A 19,847-nucleotide genomic window follows, 5' to 3' on the forward strand; every position below is an offset into this window, starting at 1 on the left:
GTCAAAAAGAAGGGCCAGGACTCAGGCCTGGGAGGTGATTGAGGACTGCCAGCTGTCGATCATGCCGTGCAGCTGCTGTGCATCGGTGGACGACTTCAGACGCTCGCGCAACTGGCTGTCACTGAGCAGCTCGGCGATCTCGGAGAGGATTTCCAGGTGCTTTTGCGTCGCCGCCTCGGGCACCAGCAAAAAGATCAGCAGGCCGACCGGCTGCTCATCGGGCGCATCGAAGCCGATGGGGTTGGCCAGCTGGAACACGGCCGCCATGGGAGCCGTCAGGCCCTTGATGCGGCCATGGGGAATGGCAACTCCATGCCCCAGACCGGTAGAGCCCAGGCGTTCGCGTGCGAACAGGCTATCGGTGATCAGGGCACGAGACAGACCATGCAAGCTCTCAAAGAGCAAACCCGCTTCCTCGAAAGCGCGTTTCTTGCTGGTGACATCAACGCTCACAAGCACTTGAGCGGCGGGAAGGATAGAAGCTAGGCGATTCATGGTGTGATCAACAATTATGCACCGCAGCGCTGAAAACCGTGGGGAAACCCTGATCACCATCAAAAACCGCCCCGTAGGGCGGCGCTTTTAGCGTTGTAACAAGGCGACAGCCCTGCAACAAACCGGCGCAAAAGCTAGGTTTGCGCCTCGCTTTCATCAAGCTGACACCTGCGCCAGTTGCAAGCCCCCGGAGTCCAGTCGCTTGGCTGTGGCACGCAGGCCTTGCTGACGAGTCTTGTAGCGCATCACCACACGGTCGAGTTTGTCGGCCAGGGCGTCCACGGCGGCATAGAGGTCGAAATGCTGCGTCTCCACGAACAAGTCTTGCCCTTTCACGCGCACCGTGCAACCGGCGCGCTGTCGTTTGTCTTTTTCCTTTTGCTTGTGGACTGTGAGCAGTACCTTCACGTCCACGACCTGATCGAAGTGCCTGAGAATGCGTTCCAGCTTGGCCATGACATAGCTGCGCAGCGAGGGAGTGACCTCCAGGTGATGCCCGCTAATCGTCAAATTCATAACAAAACACTCCTTAGCTCTCGGTGAAATCACTGCGGTTTCACAGCGCCTGATGGCTGTGCCGCAGCCTGGCAGTTCGGAATGCGCATTCGTCTTTGCTGTGAACCCACTATGCGCCCGCCCCACGCCAAAGGCAACGAAATGACCGTGATAGCGCAGGCTCGCCAGGGGCCTTGTTTGACGGTTTGATGACAGGCGGTTTTGACGCCACAATGAGTGGCTTTGGCCCGCATGCAAGGGATACGTCGGCATGCCCCAGGGCCTCGATCGCAGCAGGCGCGCACTGGCAAAGACCGTGACCGTCCAAACCCCTGCCTGCGCCATTAAAATCGCGTTTTTACGCAGCCGCCTCTCGGGCCTGCGACGCTGGCAGCCCCCGGGCTTTCAGGCGCCTGCCGACCGACTGCACGCCTGAATTGCCTGACAGCCCTATCTCGACCATGACCACCCAGCCCTCCGCCCTGCATACCTCCAACATTGCCTCGCTGCCCCTGCTCGCACGTGGCAAGGTCCGCGACAACTACGCCGTGGGCGACGACCGCATCCTGATGGTGGCCTCCGACCGCCTGTCCGCCTTTGACGTGATCATGGGCGAGCCCATTCCCGGCAAGGGCGTGCTGCTGACGCAGATGGCGCTGTTCTGGTTCGACAAGCTGGGCCATATCTGCCCCAACCATCTGACCGGCGAAGCGCCCGAGTCCGTGGTCAAGCCCGAGGAAGTCAAGCAGGTCGAAGGCCGCTCCATGCTGGTCAAGCGCCTCAAGCCCGTGCTGATCGAGGCCGTGGTGCGCGGCTATCTGGCCGGCAGCGGCTGGAAGGAATACCAGGAATCGCAGTCGGTCTGCGGCGTGAAGCTGCCCGCCGGCCTGACCAACGCGGCCAAGCTGCCCGAGCCCATCTACACCCCCGCGGCCAAGGCCGAAATGGGTGACCACGACGAGAACATCACCTACGAGCGCACCGTGGAAATGGTGGGCGAGCAGCTCGCTGCCCAGATCCGCGACACCGCCATCCGCATCTACAAGGAAGCGGCCGAGATCGCGCTGACCAAGGGCATGATCATTGCCGACACCAAGTTCGAGTTCGGTCTGACCGAAGACGGCACCCTGGTGCTGATGGACGAGGTGCTGACCCCCGACAGCTCGCGCTACTGGCCTGTGGAAGGCTACGAGGACGCGCTGGCCAAGGGCGAGAACCCTCCCAGCTACGACAAGCAGTTCGTGCGCGACTGGCTGGAGCAGGCGCAGGTCAACGGCAAGGCCTGGGACAAGAAGGCTCCCGCGCCCCGCCTGCCCAAGGAAGTGATCGACAGGACCGCGGCCAAGTACCGCGAAGCGCTGGATCGCCTGACCGCCTGAGCGATCGGCTCCAAGCAGACAAAAGGCCCCCGGAACAGAAGTTCGGGGGCCTTTTGTTTTGATAGCTGCTTGCGCTTTCAGGCAAAGGACTTCAGCTTCAAATAATACTGAAATCCTTTATCAGCATGCGCTGGCAGCTATGTTTTTAGTGGTGATGGCCGTGACCGCCGTGCACATGCTTGTGGGCAATTTCTTCTTCGGAGGCCGCACGCACTTCGTTGACCACCGCGCTGAAGCGCAGCGCGAAACCGGCCAGAGGGTGGTTGCCATCCAACAGGACCACGGGGCCCTTGATCTTCACCACGTTGTAGATCTGGGGCAGGCCCTGGTCGTTGGTGCCGCGCAGCTGGCCGCCCACCTTCACACCCGCGGGAAATTCACCCTTGGGAATGGTGCGCTTGAGGCTTTCGTCGCGCTCGCCGAAGGCGTCCGCCACAGCCAGGTCCACGGTCACGACATCGCCTTTCTGCTTGCCGTCCAGAGCGGCTTCGACCTTGGCGAAGATATTGTCATAGCCGCCGTGCAGATAGGCCACATCGCCCTTGTCCAGCAGTTTGACGGCCACGCCGCCCGCGAGCAGCTCGTGAATCTTGTAGTTGATGGTGACGGCAGTGTCTTTGGTGATGTTCATGACAGTTTGGAGATTCCGCGAGCGACTCGCACCATTCGGCCCATCGCAGGCAGCGGTTTGAGCGGCTCCAAAACAAAGCCGCCACGGCCAGCATGGGTCATGGCGGTCAGGCGCACATTGTCGCAGCGTTTGAGCAACCGCCTCCAGCAGCGAAATTTCAGGTGGCAGCCAGCACGGGAGGCTGCTCGTCGACGTCGGCCCCCGGGTAGCGCGCAAAGCGGCGGTTCTCGGCGCCATGCACCGGGTCACTGTCCTTCCAGGGCCAGCCGCCGAACTGGGTGCGGCGGTAGTCCTGCATGGCCTGCATGATCTCCTCCTGCGTGTTCATCACAAAGGGGCCGTATTGCGCCACCTTCTCGCCAATCGGCTTGCCCTGCAGCAGCACCAGTTCTGCACTGACATCGCCGGTGTTGACCAGCTCCAGCTCACGCTGAGCGTCGACATGCATGGCCAGATGTCCGTCCACGGCTTCGCCACCCACAGTCATGCTCTTGCCTACGAAAAAGTAGAGCATGCGGTGAGTTTGATCACCTGCTGCCCTGGGCAGGGTCCAGCGAGCTCCGGGCTCCAGCTCCAGCGTCCAGATGGCCACATCGCTGCCGACCTGGGAAGCCCAGGATTCGGGCGGAGGCGGCAAGGCCTCGTTCGCCCCGTCCAGGGCACCAGCTACTACGGTCACGCTCGTTTTGCGGCCCGCCGCATCGCTGAAGCTCAGGCGCGGAATCTGCTCGTTCCAGAACATGGTGAAGTGAGGCTCCACCATCTTGTTCCTGGCGGGCAGGTTCAGCCAGATCTGGAACAGTTCCAACGGATTGGGCTTGTCGCTGTTCAGCAGCGGGAACATCTCCGAGTGCTGGATGCCCTTGCCGGCCGTGAGCCACTGCACATCGCCGCCACCGAAGCGCGCGGCCGCGCCCAGCGAGTCCGCATGGTCGATGCGGCCCTTGCGCACCAGGGTCACGGTCTCGAAACCGCGATGCGGATGGCCCGGGAAGCCCGGGATCGGCTCGCCGTGGTACATGGAGAAGCCGTTGCGGGCGCTGAAGTCGCTGCCCATCTCGCGCCCCTCGAACTCCACGGCCTGCACGCCCATCTTTCCGTTGCTGGCCGGATAGCTGTCATCGTGGTGAGCACAGAACAGGAAAGGGTCCAGGCAGGGCCAGCGCGGCCCCAGGGGGGCGCTTTCCAGAATGGGTGGGCGATTCGTGGTCATGGAGTTCTCCTCTTGAGAGGCCGCTGCCAGCTGCAGGGCCTGAAGTCTCGAAGATAAGGCCAGCCCACGGGTTTGAAAGACATCACCGCTGGGACAGTACTTGCCGCTTTTGCAACAACGGCCAGCCTGCAACTGCCCGAGTCGGCGCTCAGCCGCGCGGCGGAATGTTCAGGCCTTTTTGCGTCGCCGGGCGGGCCACGAAGGCCTTGAGCACGCGCTGCAGCTCGGGGAACCCGCTCCAGCCCACCAGCTCTGCCGCGTTGTAGCCGTTCTCGTCGACCATATTGCGCACCCAGGGCCAGATGGCAATGTCGGCAATGGTGATCTGCGCGCCCATGATCCACTCGCGGCCCTGCATGCGCTGCTCCAGCACGCCCAGCAGGCGTTTGGACTCGTTGATATAGCGGTCGCGCGGACGCTTGTCCTCGAAGTCCTTGCCCGCGAACTTGTGGAAGAAGCCGACCTGGCCGAACATGGGTCCCACGCCGCCCATCTGGAACATCAGCCACTGCAGCGTCTCGTAGCGCGCAGCGGGGTCGGCGGGCAGCAGCGGGCTGCTGCTCTTCTCGGCCAGGTAGATCAGGATGGCGGCCGACTCGAACAGTGCCAGCGGCTTTCCGCCCGGACCTTGCGGGTCGATGATGGCGGGAATCTTGTTGTTGGGGAAAGTGCCGACAAACTCCGGCGTGAGCTGGTCATTGGTCTGAAAGCTGACCAGATGCGCCTCGTAGGGCAGTTGCATTTCCTCCAGCGCAATCGACACCTTCACGCCATTGGGCGTGGGCAGCGAGTACAGCTGGATGCGCTCGGGGTGCTGCGCGGGCCATTTGCGGGTCACGGAAAAATCGGCGAGGACTTGGGGTTGCGTCATGGGTTTCCTTCGGAGCGTGTTGGCAATCTCTGCGGCCCCGCAAGGGGCTGGCGGCGTGGCCTGGCAAGCCACGACACAGAGCGCCCGAGCATCCTAACGGTTGTCATGCTGCCTTGCAGGCAGCGCTGCCGATGGCTGGGATGGCCAGATGCGGGTACGCAGATTCCCTCATCGAAGCCAGTGCCTGAGCCGGTGATATTGGGTGTTTGACAAAAAGTGAACCACGGAGACATTACATGCATCAGCTAGCTTGCAAGCCCGATTCCTTCTTCGCCAGCACAACGACGCCTGCCTGCGCTTTGCCAAGCCGGCGGCGCGCCCTGGGCCTGGCCGCCGCGCTAGGTGCAGGGCTGCTGCTGGCTGGCGGCGCGGCCTCCGCCGCAGGTTTCCCAGAGCGCGCCGTGACGGTCGTCGTGCCGTATGCGCCGGCTGGAGGCGTGGACATCGTGACCAGGCTAGTCACCACGCCCATGGCGGAGTTTCTGGGTCAGTCCATCGTGGTGGAAAACAAGCCCGGAGGCGGCACGAATATCGGCATGGCGGCAGTGGCACGCTCCGCGCCCAATGGCTATACGCTGCTGACGGCCTCGAACACGTTGACCACCAACAAGGCGCTGTACTCCAAGCTCAGCTTCGACCCCGCGACCGACCTGATTCCGGTAGGGCGCATCGGCGAGGCGCCACTGGTGGTCGTGGTCAACGCCAAGTCACCGTACAAAAGCCTGGCCGAACTGATCGCAGCGGGCAAGGCCAAGCCCGGCGCTCTGTCCTATGGCACGGCAGGCGTTGGCAGTTCGGGCCATATGGCAAGCGCCTTGCTGGAAAAGGCAGGACAGTTCAAGGGCGTCCATATTCCCTACAAGGGAGGATCCACCGCCGTGACGGACCTGCTGGGCGGGCGTCTGGACTTCATGGCGATCAATCCACTGGAAGTCGCGGGCCATGTGAACAGCGGCAACCTGCGCGCACTGGCTGTGCTCAACAAGAATGGCTCGCGCCTGCTGCCCCAGGTGCCTTCCGCACGCTCCCTGGGTGTGGATGTACAGGCCACCGTATGGTGGGGTCTGGTAGCCCCCAAGGGAACGCCCGAGGCCGTGATCCAGACGCTGAGCGCCGCACTCAACAAGGCACTGACCACGCCTGCGGTGACCCAGACGCTGGCCGATATGGGTGCCACGCCCCTGGGTGGAACACCGGCACAGTTCGGCAGCTTCATCCAGGCCGAAACCCGGGAACTCGGCGACGTCATCCGAGCCGCCGATATTCGCGCGGACTGATATCGGCGAACGCCGCCCTAGCGCAGCAACTGCCAGAACATCTGCACGCAGGGTGATGGCGCCTGCTGCATGCTGACCAGCGCAATGCGCGAGTGGCGCGCGGCATCGGCCAGCGGTTGCAGCACCACGCCGGGCGGGCAGATGCGCTCATAGACGCTGGGCACGATGGACAGACCCAGGCCTGCGGCCACCAGCGCCATCATGGTCGAGGTCTCGCGTGCCGGCTGGGTAATGCGCGGCACAAAGCCGGCCTCGCTGCACAGCGCCAGAATATGTTCGTGCAGACCGCCGCCGAGCACGGCCGGGTGCAGCACAAATGGCTGATCGGCCAGGCTGCTCAGTGCCAGTGCTTCACCCGCAGCCGCCTTGGCATGTGCCACCGGCAGGGCCAGCTTCAGCTCGTCGCGCCACAGCGTCTGCTCCCGGATCGGCACGGGGATGCGAAACGTCGGCGAGGGGCGCATGAAGCCGATGTCGATCTGCCCGGCCGTCAGCGCCGCGATCTGCTCGCCCGTGGTCATATGCTGCAGATCCAGCTCCACCTGCGGGTGGCGGCTGCGAAAGTCGCGCAACATGGTGGAGAACTCGTCAAACAACGGCACCGATGCCGTGAAGGCGATGCGCAACCGCCCCGCCAGACCATGGGCCGCCATGCGCACCAGCTCGCCGGCCTGCTGGTGCAGCTCCACGATCTGCCGTGCCTTGTCCTGCAGCAACAGGCCTGCCGGCGTCAGCGCCACGGCGCGGCGCGAGCGTTCGAACAACTGCGCCCCCATCTCCTGCTCCAGCAGACGGATCTGCTGGCTCAGCGGGGGCTGGCTCATATGCAAGCGCTGGGCCGCACGGCTGAAATTCAGCTCCTCGGCCACAGCCAGAAAACAGGTCAGACGGCGCAAATCCATAGGACGATTTTCGTATCAAGTCCAGACGCAAACGGTATTGGACGCAAAGACCGCAGCTTTTCACAATCCGGTCAGCCGCAGAAGCTATGACAACCGTAGCTGTCTGCGTTGATTCAATAAGGGTTCCAGGCCTATCCAGACCGGCCCAATACAGAGAGACATTGATGAAGCCGCTTCCCCTTTTCACCGTCCGCCGAGCCCTTCTGATCAGCGCCGTGGCCCTGGCCGCAGGCTGCGCCCAGCAGCCAAGCAGTACGCCCAAGGAGCCCGTGCGCCTGATGACCTCGGGCGGCTTCACCGCTGCGCACAAGCTGCTGGCGCCGCAGTTCACGGCCCAGACCGGCCTGGTGGTGGAATCGGCCTATGGCTCGTCCATGGGTGCCTCGCCCACCTCCATTCCCAACCGCCTGAGCAAGGGCGAGAAGGCTGACGTGGTGATCCTGGCGCGTGGTGCGCTCGACGATCTGGCCGCCAAGGGCCTGGTGCGCAACGGCACCCAGATCGACCTGGTGCGCTCTGCCGTGGGCGTGGCCGTGAAGAAAGGTGCCCCCATCCCCGACATCAGCAGCGAGGACAAGCTGCGCCAGGTGCTGCTCAACGCCAGGAGCATTGCCTATTCGGCCAGCGCCAGCGGCACCTACTACGAAACCCAGATGCTCAAGAAGCTCGGCATTCACGATCAGGTCATGCCCAAGAGCAGGAAGATCGTGACCGAGCGCGTGGGCACCATCGTGGCGCGAGGCGAGGCCGAAATCGGCCTGCAGCAGGTCAGCGAGCTGCTGCCCATCGAGGGCATCAGCTATGTCGGAACCCTGCCCGATTCGGTGCAGCACTACACCATCTTCTCGGCCGGCACGGCCAGTACCTCCACCAACCCGCAGGGGCTGGAGCAACTGCTCAAGTACTACACCTCGCCCGCCGCCGCCAAGACGATCCGCGAAACCGGCCTGGAGCCCGTCGCCAAGCCCCGCTGAGCGCCACACGGTCCCGCAAAAAAGCCCGCCAGGCAGACGCCTGCGGGCTTTTTTGTCGCCTGGCAGCTCAGCGCTTGCTGCCCGCGCTGGCTTTCTGCACCAGGGCCACGGTCAGCCCCTGGGCGGTGACGGTGATGGCACCGGGCTCCATCGCCAGCGCATCGACCAGGGCTAGATCCTGGTCCTGCAGCTGATAGAGCACCACCTGGCCCATGGCCTGCTCGGCCAAGGCCGTGGCATAAGTGCCCAGCATATCGCTGAGCGCGGGCGACAGCCCGTCCATGCTGAGCTGGTTGACCTTGATCTGGTAGGCGCGCAAGGTGCGGTCGGTGGGCTCATAGCGCAGCGCGAAATCGACATTGAGCAGGCCGCTGTACTGCTCCTTGAGCACCTTGCCGCTGAGCTCGGCCGGGATCACGGCGTTGAGCATATTGCGCTCGGGCACCATGCTCAGCTGCGGCGCCTTCAGGTCCAGCTGCAACAGCCCTGCCACGGGGAACTGTCTGGGGAAACGCCTGGCCAGCATCTCCTGCAGCTTCTGCTGGCTCACGCTCACGCTGCTGGGCACGGACTTGCCCGAGCAGCCCGTGGCAGCCATTCCCAATCCCAACACTGTCACCGCCAACCATGCGCGCCGATTCATCACGACCACCGAACTCCGTAAAACCTGATTCAAAACCCGTGCAAACGCTTGATAAACCAACGCTATCAGCTATGGTTTTTGAGCAATCCATTGTCTCCGAGCCTGCTATTCCACAGAGTCTCGATGGGTGTTCGCAGTTCCCTATCTGACGCAATCTGCAGGTAAAAGACTGTTATCTAACGTCCGACGCCATCCAGGGTTGACTGTCAACGCTAGTGGCAGTGCATGCACAATGATTTGCATGACTGCATATCCCTCTTCCCTCAGCCATGAGGCGCTGACCGCCGCCGCCCAGGACACCAGCCTGCCCGACCAGATTCTGACCCAGTGGTTCGGCAGCCCCAGGCCCGGCAATGCCGATGCCCTGAAGCACAAGGCGCAGTGGTTCACCAAATCGGCGGCCTTCGACGAGGAGCTGCGCCAGCGCTTCGGCACTGCCGTGGAGGCCGCTCTGGGCGGTGCACTGCAGCACTGGAGCACACAGGGTCCGTGGCAGCAGCTGGCACTGGTGATCCTGCTGGACCAGTTCACGCGCAATATCCACCGCAACACTCCCAAGAGCTTTGCAGGTGACGCGCAGGCCCTGGCACTGGCGCTGCAGGCAATGGACGCCGGCAGCGACCGACTGCTGCCCGAGGTGGCCCGCGTCTTTATGTATCTGCCGCTGGAACATGCCGAAGACCCGGCCATGCAGCAACGCAGCGTGGCCGCCTTCGAGGCTTTGCTGCAGAGTGCCACGGACGCCGAACTGCGCGAGTATCTGGCCGGAACGCTGGACTACGCCCATCGCCATCAGGTGGTGATAGAGCGCTTTTGCCGCTTCCCGCACCGCAACCACATTCTGGGCCGCGCCAGCACCGCCGAGGAGGCCGAGTACCTGGCCCAGCCCGGCTCAGGCTTCTAGGGCAATCACGAGCTGCGCGTAGCCTCGCGCAGCGCGGGTTCCTGGCGTGCCTGAGGCTGGCGCTCGGGCCTCTTGCTCGCCCCCAGATCGCGGTGGCGCATGGCCCAGCGCTCCAGCGTGTAGAACGACAGCGCCGACAGCGCGGTAGAGATCAGCAGGCCTGCGACCACGGTCACGGGCCAGGAGTAATCGGCACGCAGATAGCGCACCACCGGGTAATGCCAGAGGTAGATGCCATAGGACAGCTGGCCCAGCTTGATGAGCAGTGGCGCCGTCAGCATTTCATAGACCAGGCCCGCGGGCTTTTGCACGGCCAGTAGCACCACCAGGGCGGCACACTCCACCACCGTGATGCCCCAGACCATGGCGTGCTGGTTGTCCCACTCCAGCTCCATGATCAGCGGCACGGCCAGCACAAACCACATGGTGTAGGCGCGCAACGACTGCAGACGCTCGACCCATTGGGGGCGCTCCATCATCAGCGCCGCCAGCAAGGCGCCGGCCAGCAGACCCGAGGCCCGCGTATCGAAGCGGAAAAAGATTTCGTAGAACTGCTGGCCCTGCACCACCCAGAAGATGCGCCACAGCGTGCTCAGCAGCCACAGCGCCGCAAGCGGCGCCCAGACCCGGCCCGGCGTGGCCTTGCGCAGCAGCAGAACCAGCAGCGGCGGCCAGATCAGATAGAAATGCTCCTCCACCGACAGCGACCACATATGCAGCAGCGTGTCCGGACTGTCGAAGAAGGCAATGCCGTAATCGGCCAGATAGAGAATGGAGACCAGGGCGTCCGAATAGATGTCCGTGAGGTCTGGCCAGATAAAGGGGGCGAACACGCAGTACGCAACCAGAAACAGCGCCAGCGCAGGCATGAGCCGGAAGAAGCGGCGGCGGTAAAAGCGCCAGTAGTCGAGCTTGCCATGCTGCTGGTATTCCATCAGCAGCAGCGAGGTGATCAAAAAGCCGCTGAGCACGAAGAACAGATCGACGCCGAAGAAGGCGCCATCGAACATCGGGGCATGTGCATGCGAGAGCAGCACCAGCACAATGGCTATGCCTCTCAATCCATCGAGCGCTGGGTTGTAGCGCAGCTTGAACGCCGACTCCACCAAAACCGGACACCTTTCCTTTCGCCCGGGCACGGGCCGGGCTTGCAGACAAACAATCACAGCCATGCACAAGACATGGCTGAAGCAGTATTCAGAGTTTGAGCAAAGAGGCAGTAACAGCTCTTTGCAGCGACCCGGGGGTCACTGAGCGCATGAAAACGCGCTCGGGGGTGCCGGAACCTGGCAGGCGATTTGTCTGCTTCAGCTCACTGACGGTGAGACGGCAGATTGTTATGAATGCCCACAGCCAGACGGCTTGGCGTCTGTTGACAGGTGAACAGACCGTGCCCATTTGAACAGATTTTTGCCACCGGCCCAAGCAGGGAGCGGAGCTTGCCGGGCTCTGGCAGGGTCTTGCCAAGCCGTGTTAACAATTAAGAACAAAAACAGCAGGCCGCGCTCCACCCATCGGCACCATCAGCTATCAATTTCGAAGCTTCAGGATGACTTGCGGCGCCCGCAGGCGGGCGCACTCTGGTGCACATCGCGCCACAGCAGCATCTCGGCCACGCGCTCGGACTTGTCGTCATCAAAGCCCAGCTTCTGCGCGCGCTCGGCGGGGTTGGTCCAGGTGCCGAACAGCATGTCCCACAGCGGCAGACCGTAGTTCTGCGCATGGTGGCCATGCTGATGGTGCACGGTATGCATTTCCGGGCGCTGCAGCACATAGCCGAGCCAGCGCGGCGTGCGCAGATCGGCATGGGTGAATAGGTCGAAGGCCGCCGTCAGCCCCAGGGCCACGGCCGCCGCCGCCGGGCTGGCACCCAGCACCCAATAGCTGGAAATCACGCTCAGCAGCATGGCCGCGCAGGAGTCCAGCGGGTGGGCATAGAACGAGGTCAGCACCTCGATGCGCCGCGCGCTGTGATGCAGCTGGTGAAACACGCGCCACAGCAGATCGGAGGCATGGGTGGCGCGGTGCCACCAGTAAAAGACAAAGCTGGTGATGAAAAAGCTCAGCAGTCCCACCAGCAGCGGGTTCCAGCGCGCGCCCACATCCAGCAGCGCATGCTGGCGAATCCGGTCTTCCAGCAACCAGCCCAGCGCCAGCGTGCAGACCAGCGTCAGTGCGCCCAGGGCGCTGCTATAGATCAGCCAGCGCCGGTCGCAGAGATTGCGCGAGGCGGGCGCAATCACCTCGCGCGTGAAGACCGCCACGAACAGCAGCGCAATCAGCGGATAGACCAGGTACTCCAGCACGGCAATCATTCCCCTTGAGGTTTGCCTTGCAGTCTATCGGCTGATGTGGGCCTGCTGCTTTATTGGGGCAATACGAACTGCTCCAGCGGCGTGTCGTTGGGCACGGCCAGCTGTTTCTTGAGCACCTCGCCCATGGGCAGGTTCAGGTTCACGTTCTTGGGCGGAATCGGCTGCATGAACCATTTGTTGTAGAGCTTGTGCAGCTCGCCCGAGCGGATCATCTGCAAAATGGCGCCGTCCACGGCCTTCTTGATCTGCGGGTCGTTCTTGCTGAACTGGATGGCAATCGGCTCGGCACCGATCACCTCGCCCACGATCCTGTAGCCCTTGGGACTCTTGCTCTGGCCGATCACGCCGGCCAGCATGTTGTCGTCCAGCACAAAGGCATCGACGCGACCCGACTCCAGCATCAGAAAACTCTCGAACTGGTCCTTGCTCATCAGCGTCTTGAAGTTCAGTTCGTTGTCGCTGGCGTACTTGCGCAGAATCTGCACCGCCGTCGTTCCCGTGATGGCGCCCACATTGCGCCCCTGCAGCTGCTTGAAGGAGGTGATGCCCGAGTCGGCACGCACGGCCATGCGCACCTCGCTCACATAGGTGGTCAGGCCAAACGCCACCTGCTTCTGGCGCGTGAGATTGTTGGTCATGCTGGCGCAATTGAAATCGGCCGTGCCGTTGTTGATCAGCGGCATGGTGTTCTGCGGCGTCAGCACCATGTATTTGATCTGGGCCCTGGGCGCGATCGCATGCACCACGCGCTCGCAGAGGTCCATGTGATAGCCGACGAACTTCTCGTTGGCACCAATCGCATAGGACATGGGAACTGCCGCCTCCCGTACCCCCAGCACCACGGTGCCGCCGGCCTGCCAGCGCTGCAGCGTGGGCGATGCGGACAGATCCACTGCCGTATCGATACCGGAGCCGATATTGGAACTCGCCGCTTCGGCCTTGCCCGCAGCCATGGCCGAAACCGCACATACCAGCGCTGCTGCCAGCCCAACCCATTTCAAGGACATGCCCATCACCCACTCCCGAAAAACAAAAGCGCCGAGACCCCTGGTCATCGGCGCTCATCAACCACCCGATCCGGCACACACCTCATGCAGTCATGAGGCCCTGAGCCGATTGTCGTTGCTCGCTTATCGCTTTGAGTGGAATGCTTATGCCTGCGCGTCGCCTCATGCCTCGCGTTTGGCGGTGACGGCCCCCATCAGTTCACGCAGGCGCTGGTGGACGCTGCTGGCCTCATCGACCGGCTGCTGGTGCTTGGCCCGCAGATAGCGCTCGGTGAACACGCCCAGATAGCTCTCCAGTACCTGGCCGGCCAGCACATCGCCGGCATCGCCCACCAGCTCCAGACACAGGGCCGCCACCTCGCTGGTACAGAAATGGTCGTCGCGCTTGGACCTGCGCAATTGGTAGCGAGAGATCAGATCCGGGTGCAGACTGAGCACGGGAAAGCCATCGAGATACGGGCTTTTGCGGAACATCTTGCGCGCCTCGGACCAGGTCGCGTCCAGCAATATGAACAGCGGACGCCTGCCGGGCTGCAGCGCACGGCTGTCGCCACCCTCCAGCGTCTCCAGCACCCGCTCTGCAGGCTCGGCATATTCGCCGGGAAACACCACATAGGGCTGCCATTGCGGATCGGCCAGCAAGGCCTCCAGCTGCGGGTCCACCTCGGTGCGAGACCAGCCAAAGGCATGGGTGTCCTGCACCACGTCGGCAATCAGCCAGCCCGTGTTGCTGGGCTTGAGCGGCTCGGCATCATGCATCAGCAGGCAGAAGGCCGCGCGCGTGGCCAGCTCGGGCCGCAGCGCGCACATGCAGTGGGAGGGGCGCAAACGGCAGCCCTCGCAGCGCTCGCCCTTGGGGCCGCCGCGCGCCAGAAACGGCCGCGTGCTGCGCGCCAGCCGCGCCTGGCGCAAGCGCGAGACGGCATGTGGGGGCAGCGTGGGGGCAAGGGTTTTCTGCGAGGTCAGAGCGGCAAGGGACAAAGGCGTGGAAGCGGGCAAGACGGACACCAGCAGGTTCAGACAGATGCCCGGATTGTCCCGCCTTTGCCAATTCCAGTGCTGATGCGGCAGGAGCGCCGCTTAGTCGCAGTCGCCCTGCTCGAAGGTCGGCCCGCGGCCGAAGCTGAATACCGTGGGTCTGGCATTCCTGAGTCCGGCAGAGATCACGTTCCTGAAGCGGTTCGGCTCGCAGTTGAAGCGCGTGTCCAGCACATAGTCGTCGGACTCGGCCTTGACCATGGCATCGCGCCAGGCGGCCGTCGCATCCAGCACCTTGCCGTCCACCATCGGGGCCTGCACCGAGTAATTGATGAAGTTGGTCAGGCGCGAGCCCTTGGCCTCCAGATAGACCACGGGGTCGGCGGCATTGCCGCACAGCGTCAGGCAGTCGGCGTAGTAGCGGCTGTCCAGCAGAGGCTCGAAGCCGCCAAAGGTCAGATCGCCGAGCTTGATATCGGGCTGGCCCTCGGACACATTGAGCACGCTCTTGAGCGAGAGATTGCAGCTGGGAGCGATATCGACCTCGACAGACTCGATCACCTTGTCGGCCTCGTCGCTGACCAGGGTGATATCGCAGCCGTCGGCACGGAACTGGTGGCGGTGAAACTCCGAGCGCATGGCCGGGCCGGCAATCTTTTGCGCATAGGCCAGATTCATGCCTATGGTCTCGGTGCTGAACAGCTGGTCGATCACACGCCTGGCTTCGGCAGCGGGCTGCGCAGGCGCGGGGGCCGGCGCAGCGGCCGGTGCCTGTTCCGGGGGCGCGGCGCCCTCGGTCTTGGAATCCGAGCAGGCCAGCAGCAGGGCTGCGCCAGCCATGGCAGCGGTCCAGACTGCGCAGCGTTTGATCCAGCGATGAGGCATCTGCATATCCTTGTGAGTTCGCAAGCCCCGCAATATAGGTGCAGGCCCCGAAATCACCAAGAACGCCAGGCCTCAGCCCCCCAGGCACTCCAGCTCGAACAGCGGCATATCGGCCTGACGACTCAGCCACACGCCGCCGCCCAGCTCCTTGAAGTGAGGCTGCAGGCCGCGGCGATACAGCTCGGCACGGTGGCGGTACAGGCGCGGGTCGGTCAGTTCCTCGTCGATGATGTCGCGCTCGTAGTCCTCGCGCGCAACGGCCTCGATGTAGAGCCCGCCGCGCGACAGCCGCCCCAGGTTGGCCAGCGCCTTCTTCAGATCGGCCGGACTCAGATAGGGCAGCACGCCCTGGCAGATCACCAGATCGAAAGGCCGGCCGTCTTTGGGCTGCCAATCCACCACCGAGCCCTGCTCCCAGCCATAGCGCTCGCACAGATAGGGGCTGAACTCCACGCCCTGATACTGCACGCCCGGGAAGTGCATCTGCACCGCCTCGCGCCACAGACCGATGCCGCAGCCCACATCGAGCACCCGCTGCACGGGCACGCGCAGATACGCAAGATACGAGCAGACAAACGCACCCAGCCGCCGCGCGTGCTCGGGGTCGATCACGCTGGTCTTTTTGTCAAAGTAAAAGCGCTGGTAATACGCCTCGTCAAACCACTCGTTGCTTGCTGATTGCACGCAGCCTCCTTCAAAAAACAAACGGCGCCCGAAGACGCCGAAACTTCAAAACCTGATGCTGACTCGGGAAAGAGACAGCCAGCAAGGGCCTGGACGGCCCCGCCCCGTAGCGAGGCTGTCGCCTCATCCGGAGGAAAGCGCGTAGCGCCCGCCTCAGAGGGTTAGATTCGGCCGACCACGGACCAGCCCTTGCGCTGGTCCTGCTTGTTGTTCTCGTAGTCCCACACCGTGCCGCAGCGCTCGCAGACATAACGGGTCACCGTCGCCGTGGTCGAGCCGCGCTCCTCCTTACGGTTGCCGCGCTGCATCAGTTCGGCATGGCCGGGGGCTTTGCGCCAGTTGCGCTGAATGCCGGCACAGGCGTCGCACAGATGGTCTTCGGCAGGAGTGGTGGTGTTGGTCATGAAAAAAATACTGAATGTGGTGCATGCCCCGGACATCCGCCCGCGCTGCAAAGCAGCCATTGTGCCGCCTGCACCGGTTTTGCACCGGCAGCCGGCGCAGCATCACCGCTTGCAGGTCGGGCATGGCCGCGCTCCCTGTTGCCAATCGGGGCTCAAGGCCTTACCCGGAAAGCGCAGACAGCTCCTGTTTTTGAGTCCCACTTCTGAAGACAAAAAAAGGCCGCTTGCGCGGCCCTGGTTCAGTCAGCCTGGATCAGGCCTTGGCGGGGCGATAGGCCAGACAGATCTTGTTGCCGTCGGGGTCGCGCAGATAGGCCAGATACATGGAGTCGCCGCGCCAGCCCGGCGCGTCCTCGATCGACACACCACCGGCTGCCAGGCCTGCCGCATGGGCCGCGTTCACCTGATCGGTGGACTGGGCCAGAAAGCCCGTGGTCGCGCCATTGCCCGAGCTGGCCGACTCGCCGTTGATGGGCGTGGAGATGGCAAACACGCCCGTGGGGCTGCGGTAGAAGAATCGGTTCTTGTTGGCAACGCCGGGCGCAATGCCCAGCTGACCCAGCAGCGCGTCGTAAAAGCGCTTGCTGGACTCCAGATCATTTACACCCAGCATGATGTGGCTAAACATGGTTGTCTCCTGGAAAAGCCCTGTTTCGGGCGAAGATGGGAAATCAGCAAGCCATCGTAACGGGAGCTTGCCGCCCTCTTCTGTCACCCATATTCAGCCCACCATGCTGCCAGACCATTTCACCCCGGTTCCCCTGGACAAGTCCTACCGCCTGCTCAATCACGGCCCCACGGTCATCGTCTCGGCCCAGCATGCGGGCGAGCGCAACGCCATGAGCGCTGCCTGGGCCTGCGCACTCGATTTCGCTCCGCCCAAGATCAGCGTGGTGCTCGACAAGGCCACGCGCACGCGCGTCCTGGTCGAGGGCAGCGGCCTCTTCGCCCTGCAGCTGCCCACCGTACCCCAGGCCGCCCTGACGGTGGGCATAGGCACGGACAGCGCCGCGACCGAGACCCACAAACTCGCCAAGCATGGCGTGCAACTGTTCGATGCACCGGGCTTCGAGGTCCCGCTGGTGGCAGGCTGCGCCGCCTGGCTGGTCTGCAGGCTGATCCCCGAGCCGCACAACCAGCAGAGCTATGACCTGTTCATCGCCGAAGTCGTGGCGGCCTGGGCCGACGAGCGCGTGTTCCGCAACGGACACTGGGAGTTCGGCTCCGCCCCCGCCGAGCTGCGCACCCTGCACTATGTGGCCGGCGGGCAGTTCTTCGCGATTGGCGAGTCGGTGCTCGTGAAGTAGAAGGTTTTATGGCTGTATCGCTTATGTATCAAGCGCTGACAGCTATCAAATAATGCGCACTTTGCCGTGGCGGTCACTGACACCCTCAGGCGCCCTGGCCCGCAGCACCTGCGCACCCGGGTATTTGTAACCGCCTTGATTTAGACTGCATCACTGACTGACATATCAAACAACCCATGACTGCAGGTGCCGTACCGCCGCATAGGGCAGCGATCTCTGCTATCAATCACCGTGAAGTGACAGGCAATGGCGCAAGAGTTTTTTGATCCCGTGCTGTTCATCAAGGAAGATGCGCCGACGTCGGTCGATCTGTCGCAGACACCGTTTTTCTGCAATATCCACGGGTTCCCGCACTATTGCGCAGAACCGCCCACAGGCTTGCAGCTGCTGGAGCCTGCCACCAGTGACCCGGCGGCCGTCATCGGCAACGCATACCGCGTCCTTTCTGCGACCACCACCCGCCCCGACCCCAAGTACGGCAATCAGACCCGGCTGGAGTTCCAGGCCGATCAGGTCGAGTACGAAGCCATTGCAGTCACGCATCAAACTGCAGCGGCGTTCGGCATGACGCTGATAGAGCCGGGCCAGGGAGTTCGCATTACCAGCCCCCAGCCCCATCTTTCGCTGGTCGACTATGAGTACGGCATGTTTGCCGGGCACCGCTCGCCCTATGAGGGAACCGGCTACCGCCTGCTGGGCAAGGTCTGCACCGATCTCGAGCATCACGATTTCCCGCATGTCTTCACCTCCATCGACCCTCACCTGCCGCTGGTGATTTCGGTGGGAAAGTACTGGCCACAGCAGCAGAAAATCTGTCTCGCCGACCTCTGGCTGCCGCGCGGCATGGCCTTGTATGTGCCGCCCCGGCCCAGCCTGCCCGGCCAGACCTGCCTGGATCTGCACGGCAACCGCAACTCGGCCCTGGCCTGCTGGCGCGGGATAGAGCGCTCCAGCGTCAAAACCCAGACCCTGCTGCAGACCGAAGGCGGCTATTTCTACTGGTTCTGGAACGAGCTGCCCACCACCCACCCTCTTCTCGATCTGACAGGAGCGCCCCATGCTTGAAGCCCGCCCCCGCCTGCGCACCCTTGAGCCCGACACGGATAACGGCCTCTACCAGACGCTGCTGGAATCCACCCTGGCGATTCCGTTCAAGATTGACTGGACCACGAAGAAATACAGCTATATCGGCCCGCAGATCGCCGATCTGCTGGGCTGGAGCCCCGAGAGCTGGGAGACCGTGAACGACTGGGCCGAACGCATCCACCCCGACGAGCGCGAGCAAACCGTCTCGCGCTGCGTGGAGCTGTGCCTGGCGGGTGTGGACCACGAGGCCGAGTACCGTGCGCTGACCAGCGACAACCGCTTTGTCTGGGTCAAGGAAGTGGTGCATGTGCTGTGCGACGAACAGGGCCAGCCCACGGCGCTGATCGGCTTCACCTTCGACATCACCGAGCAGAAAAAATCCGAGCATTTGCGCGCCGAGCTGGAGGCCCAGAAGCTCTCCAACGCGCGCCTGCAGGAGCGCCTGCGCCTGACCCACGATCTGCACGACGGCCTGGGCGGCGAGCTGGTCCACATGATTGCTTCCGTCGAGCAGGGCAGCGATGCCCTGACCCGGCCCCAGGTGTTGTCCATGCTCAAGCTCATCCGCAACGATCTGCGCCAGAGCATAGACAGCAATGCCTCGGCCCAGGTGCGCGTACCCGCCACGCCACAGGAATGGCTGGCCCCCTTGCGCCGCCGCTTCAACGACCTGTTCGAGGCCCTTGGTGTGCGCTGCGACTGGCAGTTTCCGCAAAGCTGGAGCCAGCCGCCCAACGCGCTGCAATACCTGGCGCTGACCCGGCTGATCGAAGAGGCGCTGACCAATGTCATCAAGCACAGCCAGGCGCGTCATGTGCGCCTGTCCCTGGTGCAGCCACAGGCGCAGGAGCTGCTGCTGGAGATCGAGGACGACGGCGTGGGCTTCGATGTGCAGGCCGTGGATGCATCGGGCCTGGGCGTTGGCATGCGCTCCATGGCGGTGCGCATTGCGCGGGTCGGCGGACTGCTGGGGATTGAGTCTGCGCCTGGAAGGACGGCGTTGACGGCGCGTGTGGTGCTGGATACTGAGACTTGAAGTGTTTTTGGGCTATGACGCTTGTGTGATGGCCGGTTGCAGCTATCAATTTTTTTGGCTGACGGTTTCACCGTTTGCTGTGTCGCCAGCAAAAGAGGACGGGTCTCGGCCCGTCAGCCGAGGTACTTTCTTTTGCTTCGCCAAAAGATAAGTACCCAAAGAAAAGGCGACCCGACTGTCCGCGTCCCTACGCTACGCTTCACTTCGCTCCGGGCAAACCTGCGTCACGCCATTCAGTCTGCGGAGCCGCCCAACTCGCTGCGCGGCATGCCGCTTCGCTCAGACAAGCGGCGGCAAGCCAGCGCACGATGCAACGCTGTCCTGCGGCAGCGTTGCCTGCAGCCCGAACAACGTGCCACAG

The 19,847-nt window shown here is 63.3% G+C and carries 22 protein-coding genes; 7 read left to right on the forward strand and 15 right to left on the reverse strand.

Annotated features, from left to right (window positions below; translation table 11 throughout):
• Positions 1–21 precede the first annotated feature (21 nt).
• Together CTR2_RS26770 and hpf are read right to left on the reverse strand one after the other, a co-directional pair.
• Positions 22–495, reverse strand: coding sequence for a PTS sugar transporter subunit IIA (locus CTR2_RS26770; protein ID WP_034347954.1), 474 nt, complete (start codon positions 493–495; stop codon positions 22–24).
• A gap of 156 nt (positions 496–651) precedes the next feature.
• Positions 652–1,011 carry a ribosome hibernation-promoting factor, HPF/YfiA family gene (gene hpf / locus CTR2_RS26775; RefSeq protein WP_087085680.1) on the reverse strand — a complete coding sequence of 120 codons (360 nt, stop codon included), beginning with the start codon at positions 1,009–1,011 and terminating at the stop codon, positions 652–654.
• A gap of 440 nt (positions 1,012–1,451) precedes the next feature.
• Here hpf and CTR2_RS26780 point away from each other — a divergent pair, with 440 nt between their 5' ends.
• The gene (locus CTR2_RS26780) at positions 1,452–2,369 is read left to right on the forward strand and encodes a phosphoribosylaminoimidazolesuccinocarboxamide synthase (RefSeq protein ID WP_003067010.1); all 918 of its coding nucleotides are present in this window, start codon (positions 1,452–1,454) and stop codon (positions 2,367–2,369) included.
• Positions 2,370–2,514: 145 nt separating this feature from the next.
• Here the strand turns inward: CTR2_RS26780 and CTR2_RS26785 are convergent, their stop codons facing one another.
• From CTR2_RS26785 to CTR2_RS26795, 3 genes are all read right to left on the reverse strand, one after another.
• Positions 2,515–3,000, reverse strand: a complete 486-nt coding sequence (locus CTR2_RS26785) for an FKBP-type peptidyl-prolyl cis-trans isomerase (RefSeq protein ID WP_003067008.1) — start codon at positions 2,998–3,000, stop codon at positions 2,515–2,517.
• Positions 3,001–3,157: 157 nt separating this feature from the next.
• Positions 3,158–4,213, reverse strand: a complete 1,056-nt coding sequence (locus CTR2_RS26790) for a pirin family protein (protein ID WP_087085679.1) — start codon at positions 4,211–4,213, stop codon at positions 3,158–3,160.
• A 148-nt stretch (positions 4,214–4,361) separates the two neighbouring features.
• On the reverse strand, positions 4,362–5,084 hold the full coding sequence (locus CTR2_RS26795) for a glutathione S-transferase N-terminal domain-containing protein (protein WP_087085678.1): 723 nt from the start codon (positions 5,082–5,084) through the stop codon (positions 4,362–4,364).
• Positions 5,085–5,320: 236 nt separating this feature from the next.
• Here CTR2_RS26795 and CTR2_RS26800 point away from each other — a divergent pair, with 236 nt between their 5' ends.
• The gene (locus CTR2_RS26800; protein ID WP_087085677.1) at positions 5,321–6,361 is read left to right on the forward strand and encodes a Bug family tripartite tricarboxylate transporter substrate binding protein; all 1,041 of its coding nucleotides are present in this window, start codon (positions 5,321–5,323) and stop codon (positions 6,359–6,361) included.
• 17 nt (positions 6,362–6,378) lie between these two features.
• Here CTR2_RS26800 and CTR2_RS26805 read toward each other — a convergent pair whose 3' ends face one another.
• Entirely contained in the window at positions 6,379–7,263 is an 885-nt protein-coding gene (locus CTR2_RS26805) for a LysR family transcriptional regulator (protein WP_087085676.1), read from the reverse strand.
• A 164-nt stretch (positions 7,264–7,427) separates the two neighbouring features.
• Here CTR2_RS26805 and CTR2_RS26810 point away from each other — a divergent pair, with 164 nt between their 5' ends.
• The gene (locus CTR2_RS26810) at positions 7,428–8,237 is read left to right on the forward strand and encodes a substrate-binding domain-containing protein (RefSeq protein ID WP_087085675.1); all 810 of its coding nucleotides are present in this window, start codon (positions 7,428–7,430) and stop codon (positions 8,235–8,237) included.
• Between the two features lie 67 nt (positions 8,238–8,304).
• Here CTR2_RS26810 and CTR2_RS26815 read toward each other — a convergent pair whose 3' ends face one another.
• Positions 8,305–8,880 (reverse strand): DUF1439 domain-containing protein, encoded by a 576-nt coding sequence (locus CTR2_RS26815; protein WP_254913490.1) that lies wholly within the window; start codon positions 8,878–8,880, stop codon positions 8,305–8,307.
• A 241-nt stretch (positions 8,881–9,121) separates the two neighbouring features.
• Here CTR2_RS26815 and CTR2_RS26820 point away from each other — a divergent pair, with 241 nt between their 5' ends.
• Positions 9,122–9,784, forward strand: a complete 663-nt coding sequence (locus CTR2_RS26820; protein WP_087085673.1) for a DUF924 family protein — start codon at positions 9,122–9,124, stop codon at positions 9,782–9,784.
• Positions 9,785–9,789: 5 nt separating this feature from the next.
• Here the strand turns inward: CTR2_RS26820 and CTR2_RS26825 are convergent, their stop codons facing one another.
• The 8 genes from CTR2_RS26825 to CTR2_RS26860 form a co-directional block, all read right to left on the reverse strand.
• A complete protein-coding gene (locus CTR2_RS26825; protein ID WP_087085672.1) occupies positions 9,790–10,893 on the reverse strand; it encodes an acyltransferase family protein in 1,104 nt (367 codons plus the stop codon).
• 435 nt (positions 10,894–11,328) lie between these two features.
• The gene (locus tag CTR2_RS26830) at positions 11,329–12,099 is read right to left on the reverse strand and encodes a sterol desaturase family protein (RefSeq protein ID WP_087085671.1); all 771 of its coding nucleotides are present in this window, start codon (positions 12,097–12,099) and stop codon (positions 11,329–11,331) included.
• 50 nt (positions 12,100–12,149) lie between these two features.
• Positions 12,150–13,112: a transporter substrate-binding domain-containing protein gene (locus CTR2_RS26835; protein ID WP_087085796.1), complete on the reverse strand. Its 963-nt coding sequence runs from the start codon at positions 13,110–13,112 to the stop codon at positions 12,150–12,152.
• A 156-nt stretch (positions 13,113–13,268) separates the two neighbouring features.
• Positions 13,269–14,105, reverse strand: coding sequence for a tRNA-uridine aminocarboxypropyltransferase (locus tag CTR2_RS26840; RefSeq protein ID WP_087085795.1), 837 nt, complete (start codon positions 14,103–14,105; stop codon positions 13,269–13,271).
• A gap of 81 nt (positions 14,106–14,186) precedes the next feature.
• Positions 14,187–14,969 (reverse strand): hypothetical protein, encoded by a 783-nt coding sequence (locus tag CTR2_RS26845; protein WP_087085794.1) that lies wholly within the window; start codon positions 14,967–14,969, stop codon positions 14,187–14,189.
• A 72-nt stretch (positions 14,970–15,041) separates the two neighbouring features.
• On the reverse strand, positions 15,042–15,653 hold the full coding sequence (locus CTR2_RS26850; RefSeq protein WP_087085793.1) for a class I SAM-dependent methyltransferase: 612 nt from the start codon (positions 15,651–15,653) through the stop codon (positions 15,042–15,044).
• Between the two features lie 161 nt (positions 15,654–15,814).
• Positions 15,815–16,057 (reverse strand): hypothetical protein, encoded by a 243-nt coding sequence (locus CTR2_RS26855; protein WP_019042688.1) that lies wholly within the window; start codon positions 16,055–16,057, stop codon positions 15,815–15,817.
• Positions 16,058–16,310: 253 nt separating this feature from the next.
• Positions 16,311–16,685 carry a VOC family protein gene (locus CTR2_RS26860; protein ID WP_003072386.1) on the reverse strand — a complete coding sequence of 125 codons (375 nt, stop codon included), beginning with the start codon at positions 16,683–16,685 and terminating at the stop codon, positions 16,311–16,313.
• Positions 16,686–16,788: 103 nt separating this feature from the next.
• On the opposite strand from CTR2_RS26860, the gene CTR2_RS26865 reads away from it, so the two are divergent.
• From CTR2_RS26865 to CTR2_RS26875, 3 genes are all read left to right on the forward strand, one after another.
• Entirely contained in the window at positions 16,789–17,364 is a 576-nt protein-coding gene (locus CTR2_RS26865; RefSeq protein WP_087085670.1) for a flavin reductase family protein, read from the forward strand.
• Between the two features lie 246 nt (positions 17,365–17,610).
• Positions 17,611–18,429, forward strand: a complete 819-nt coding sequence (locus CTR2_RS26870) for a hypothetical protein (RefSeq protein WP_087085669.1) — start codon at positions 17,611–17,613, stop codon at positions 18,427–18,429.
• Positions 18,422–19,486 (forward strand): sensor histidine kinase, encoded by a 1,065-nt coding sequence (locus CTR2_RS26875; RefSeq protein WP_087085668.1) that lies wholly within the window; start codon positions 18,422–18,424, stop codon positions 19,484–19,486. Before CTR2_RS26870 ends, CTR2_RS26875 begins: the two co-directional genes overlap by 8 nt.
• Positions 19,487–19,847 lie beyond the last annotated feature (361 nt).

Origin of the sequence: Comamonas thiooxydans, from assembly GCF_002157685.2 — a bacterium.
GTDB lineage: Bacteria > Pseudomonadota > Gammaproteobacteria > Burkholderiales > Burkholderiaceae_C > Comamonas > Comamonas testosteroni_H.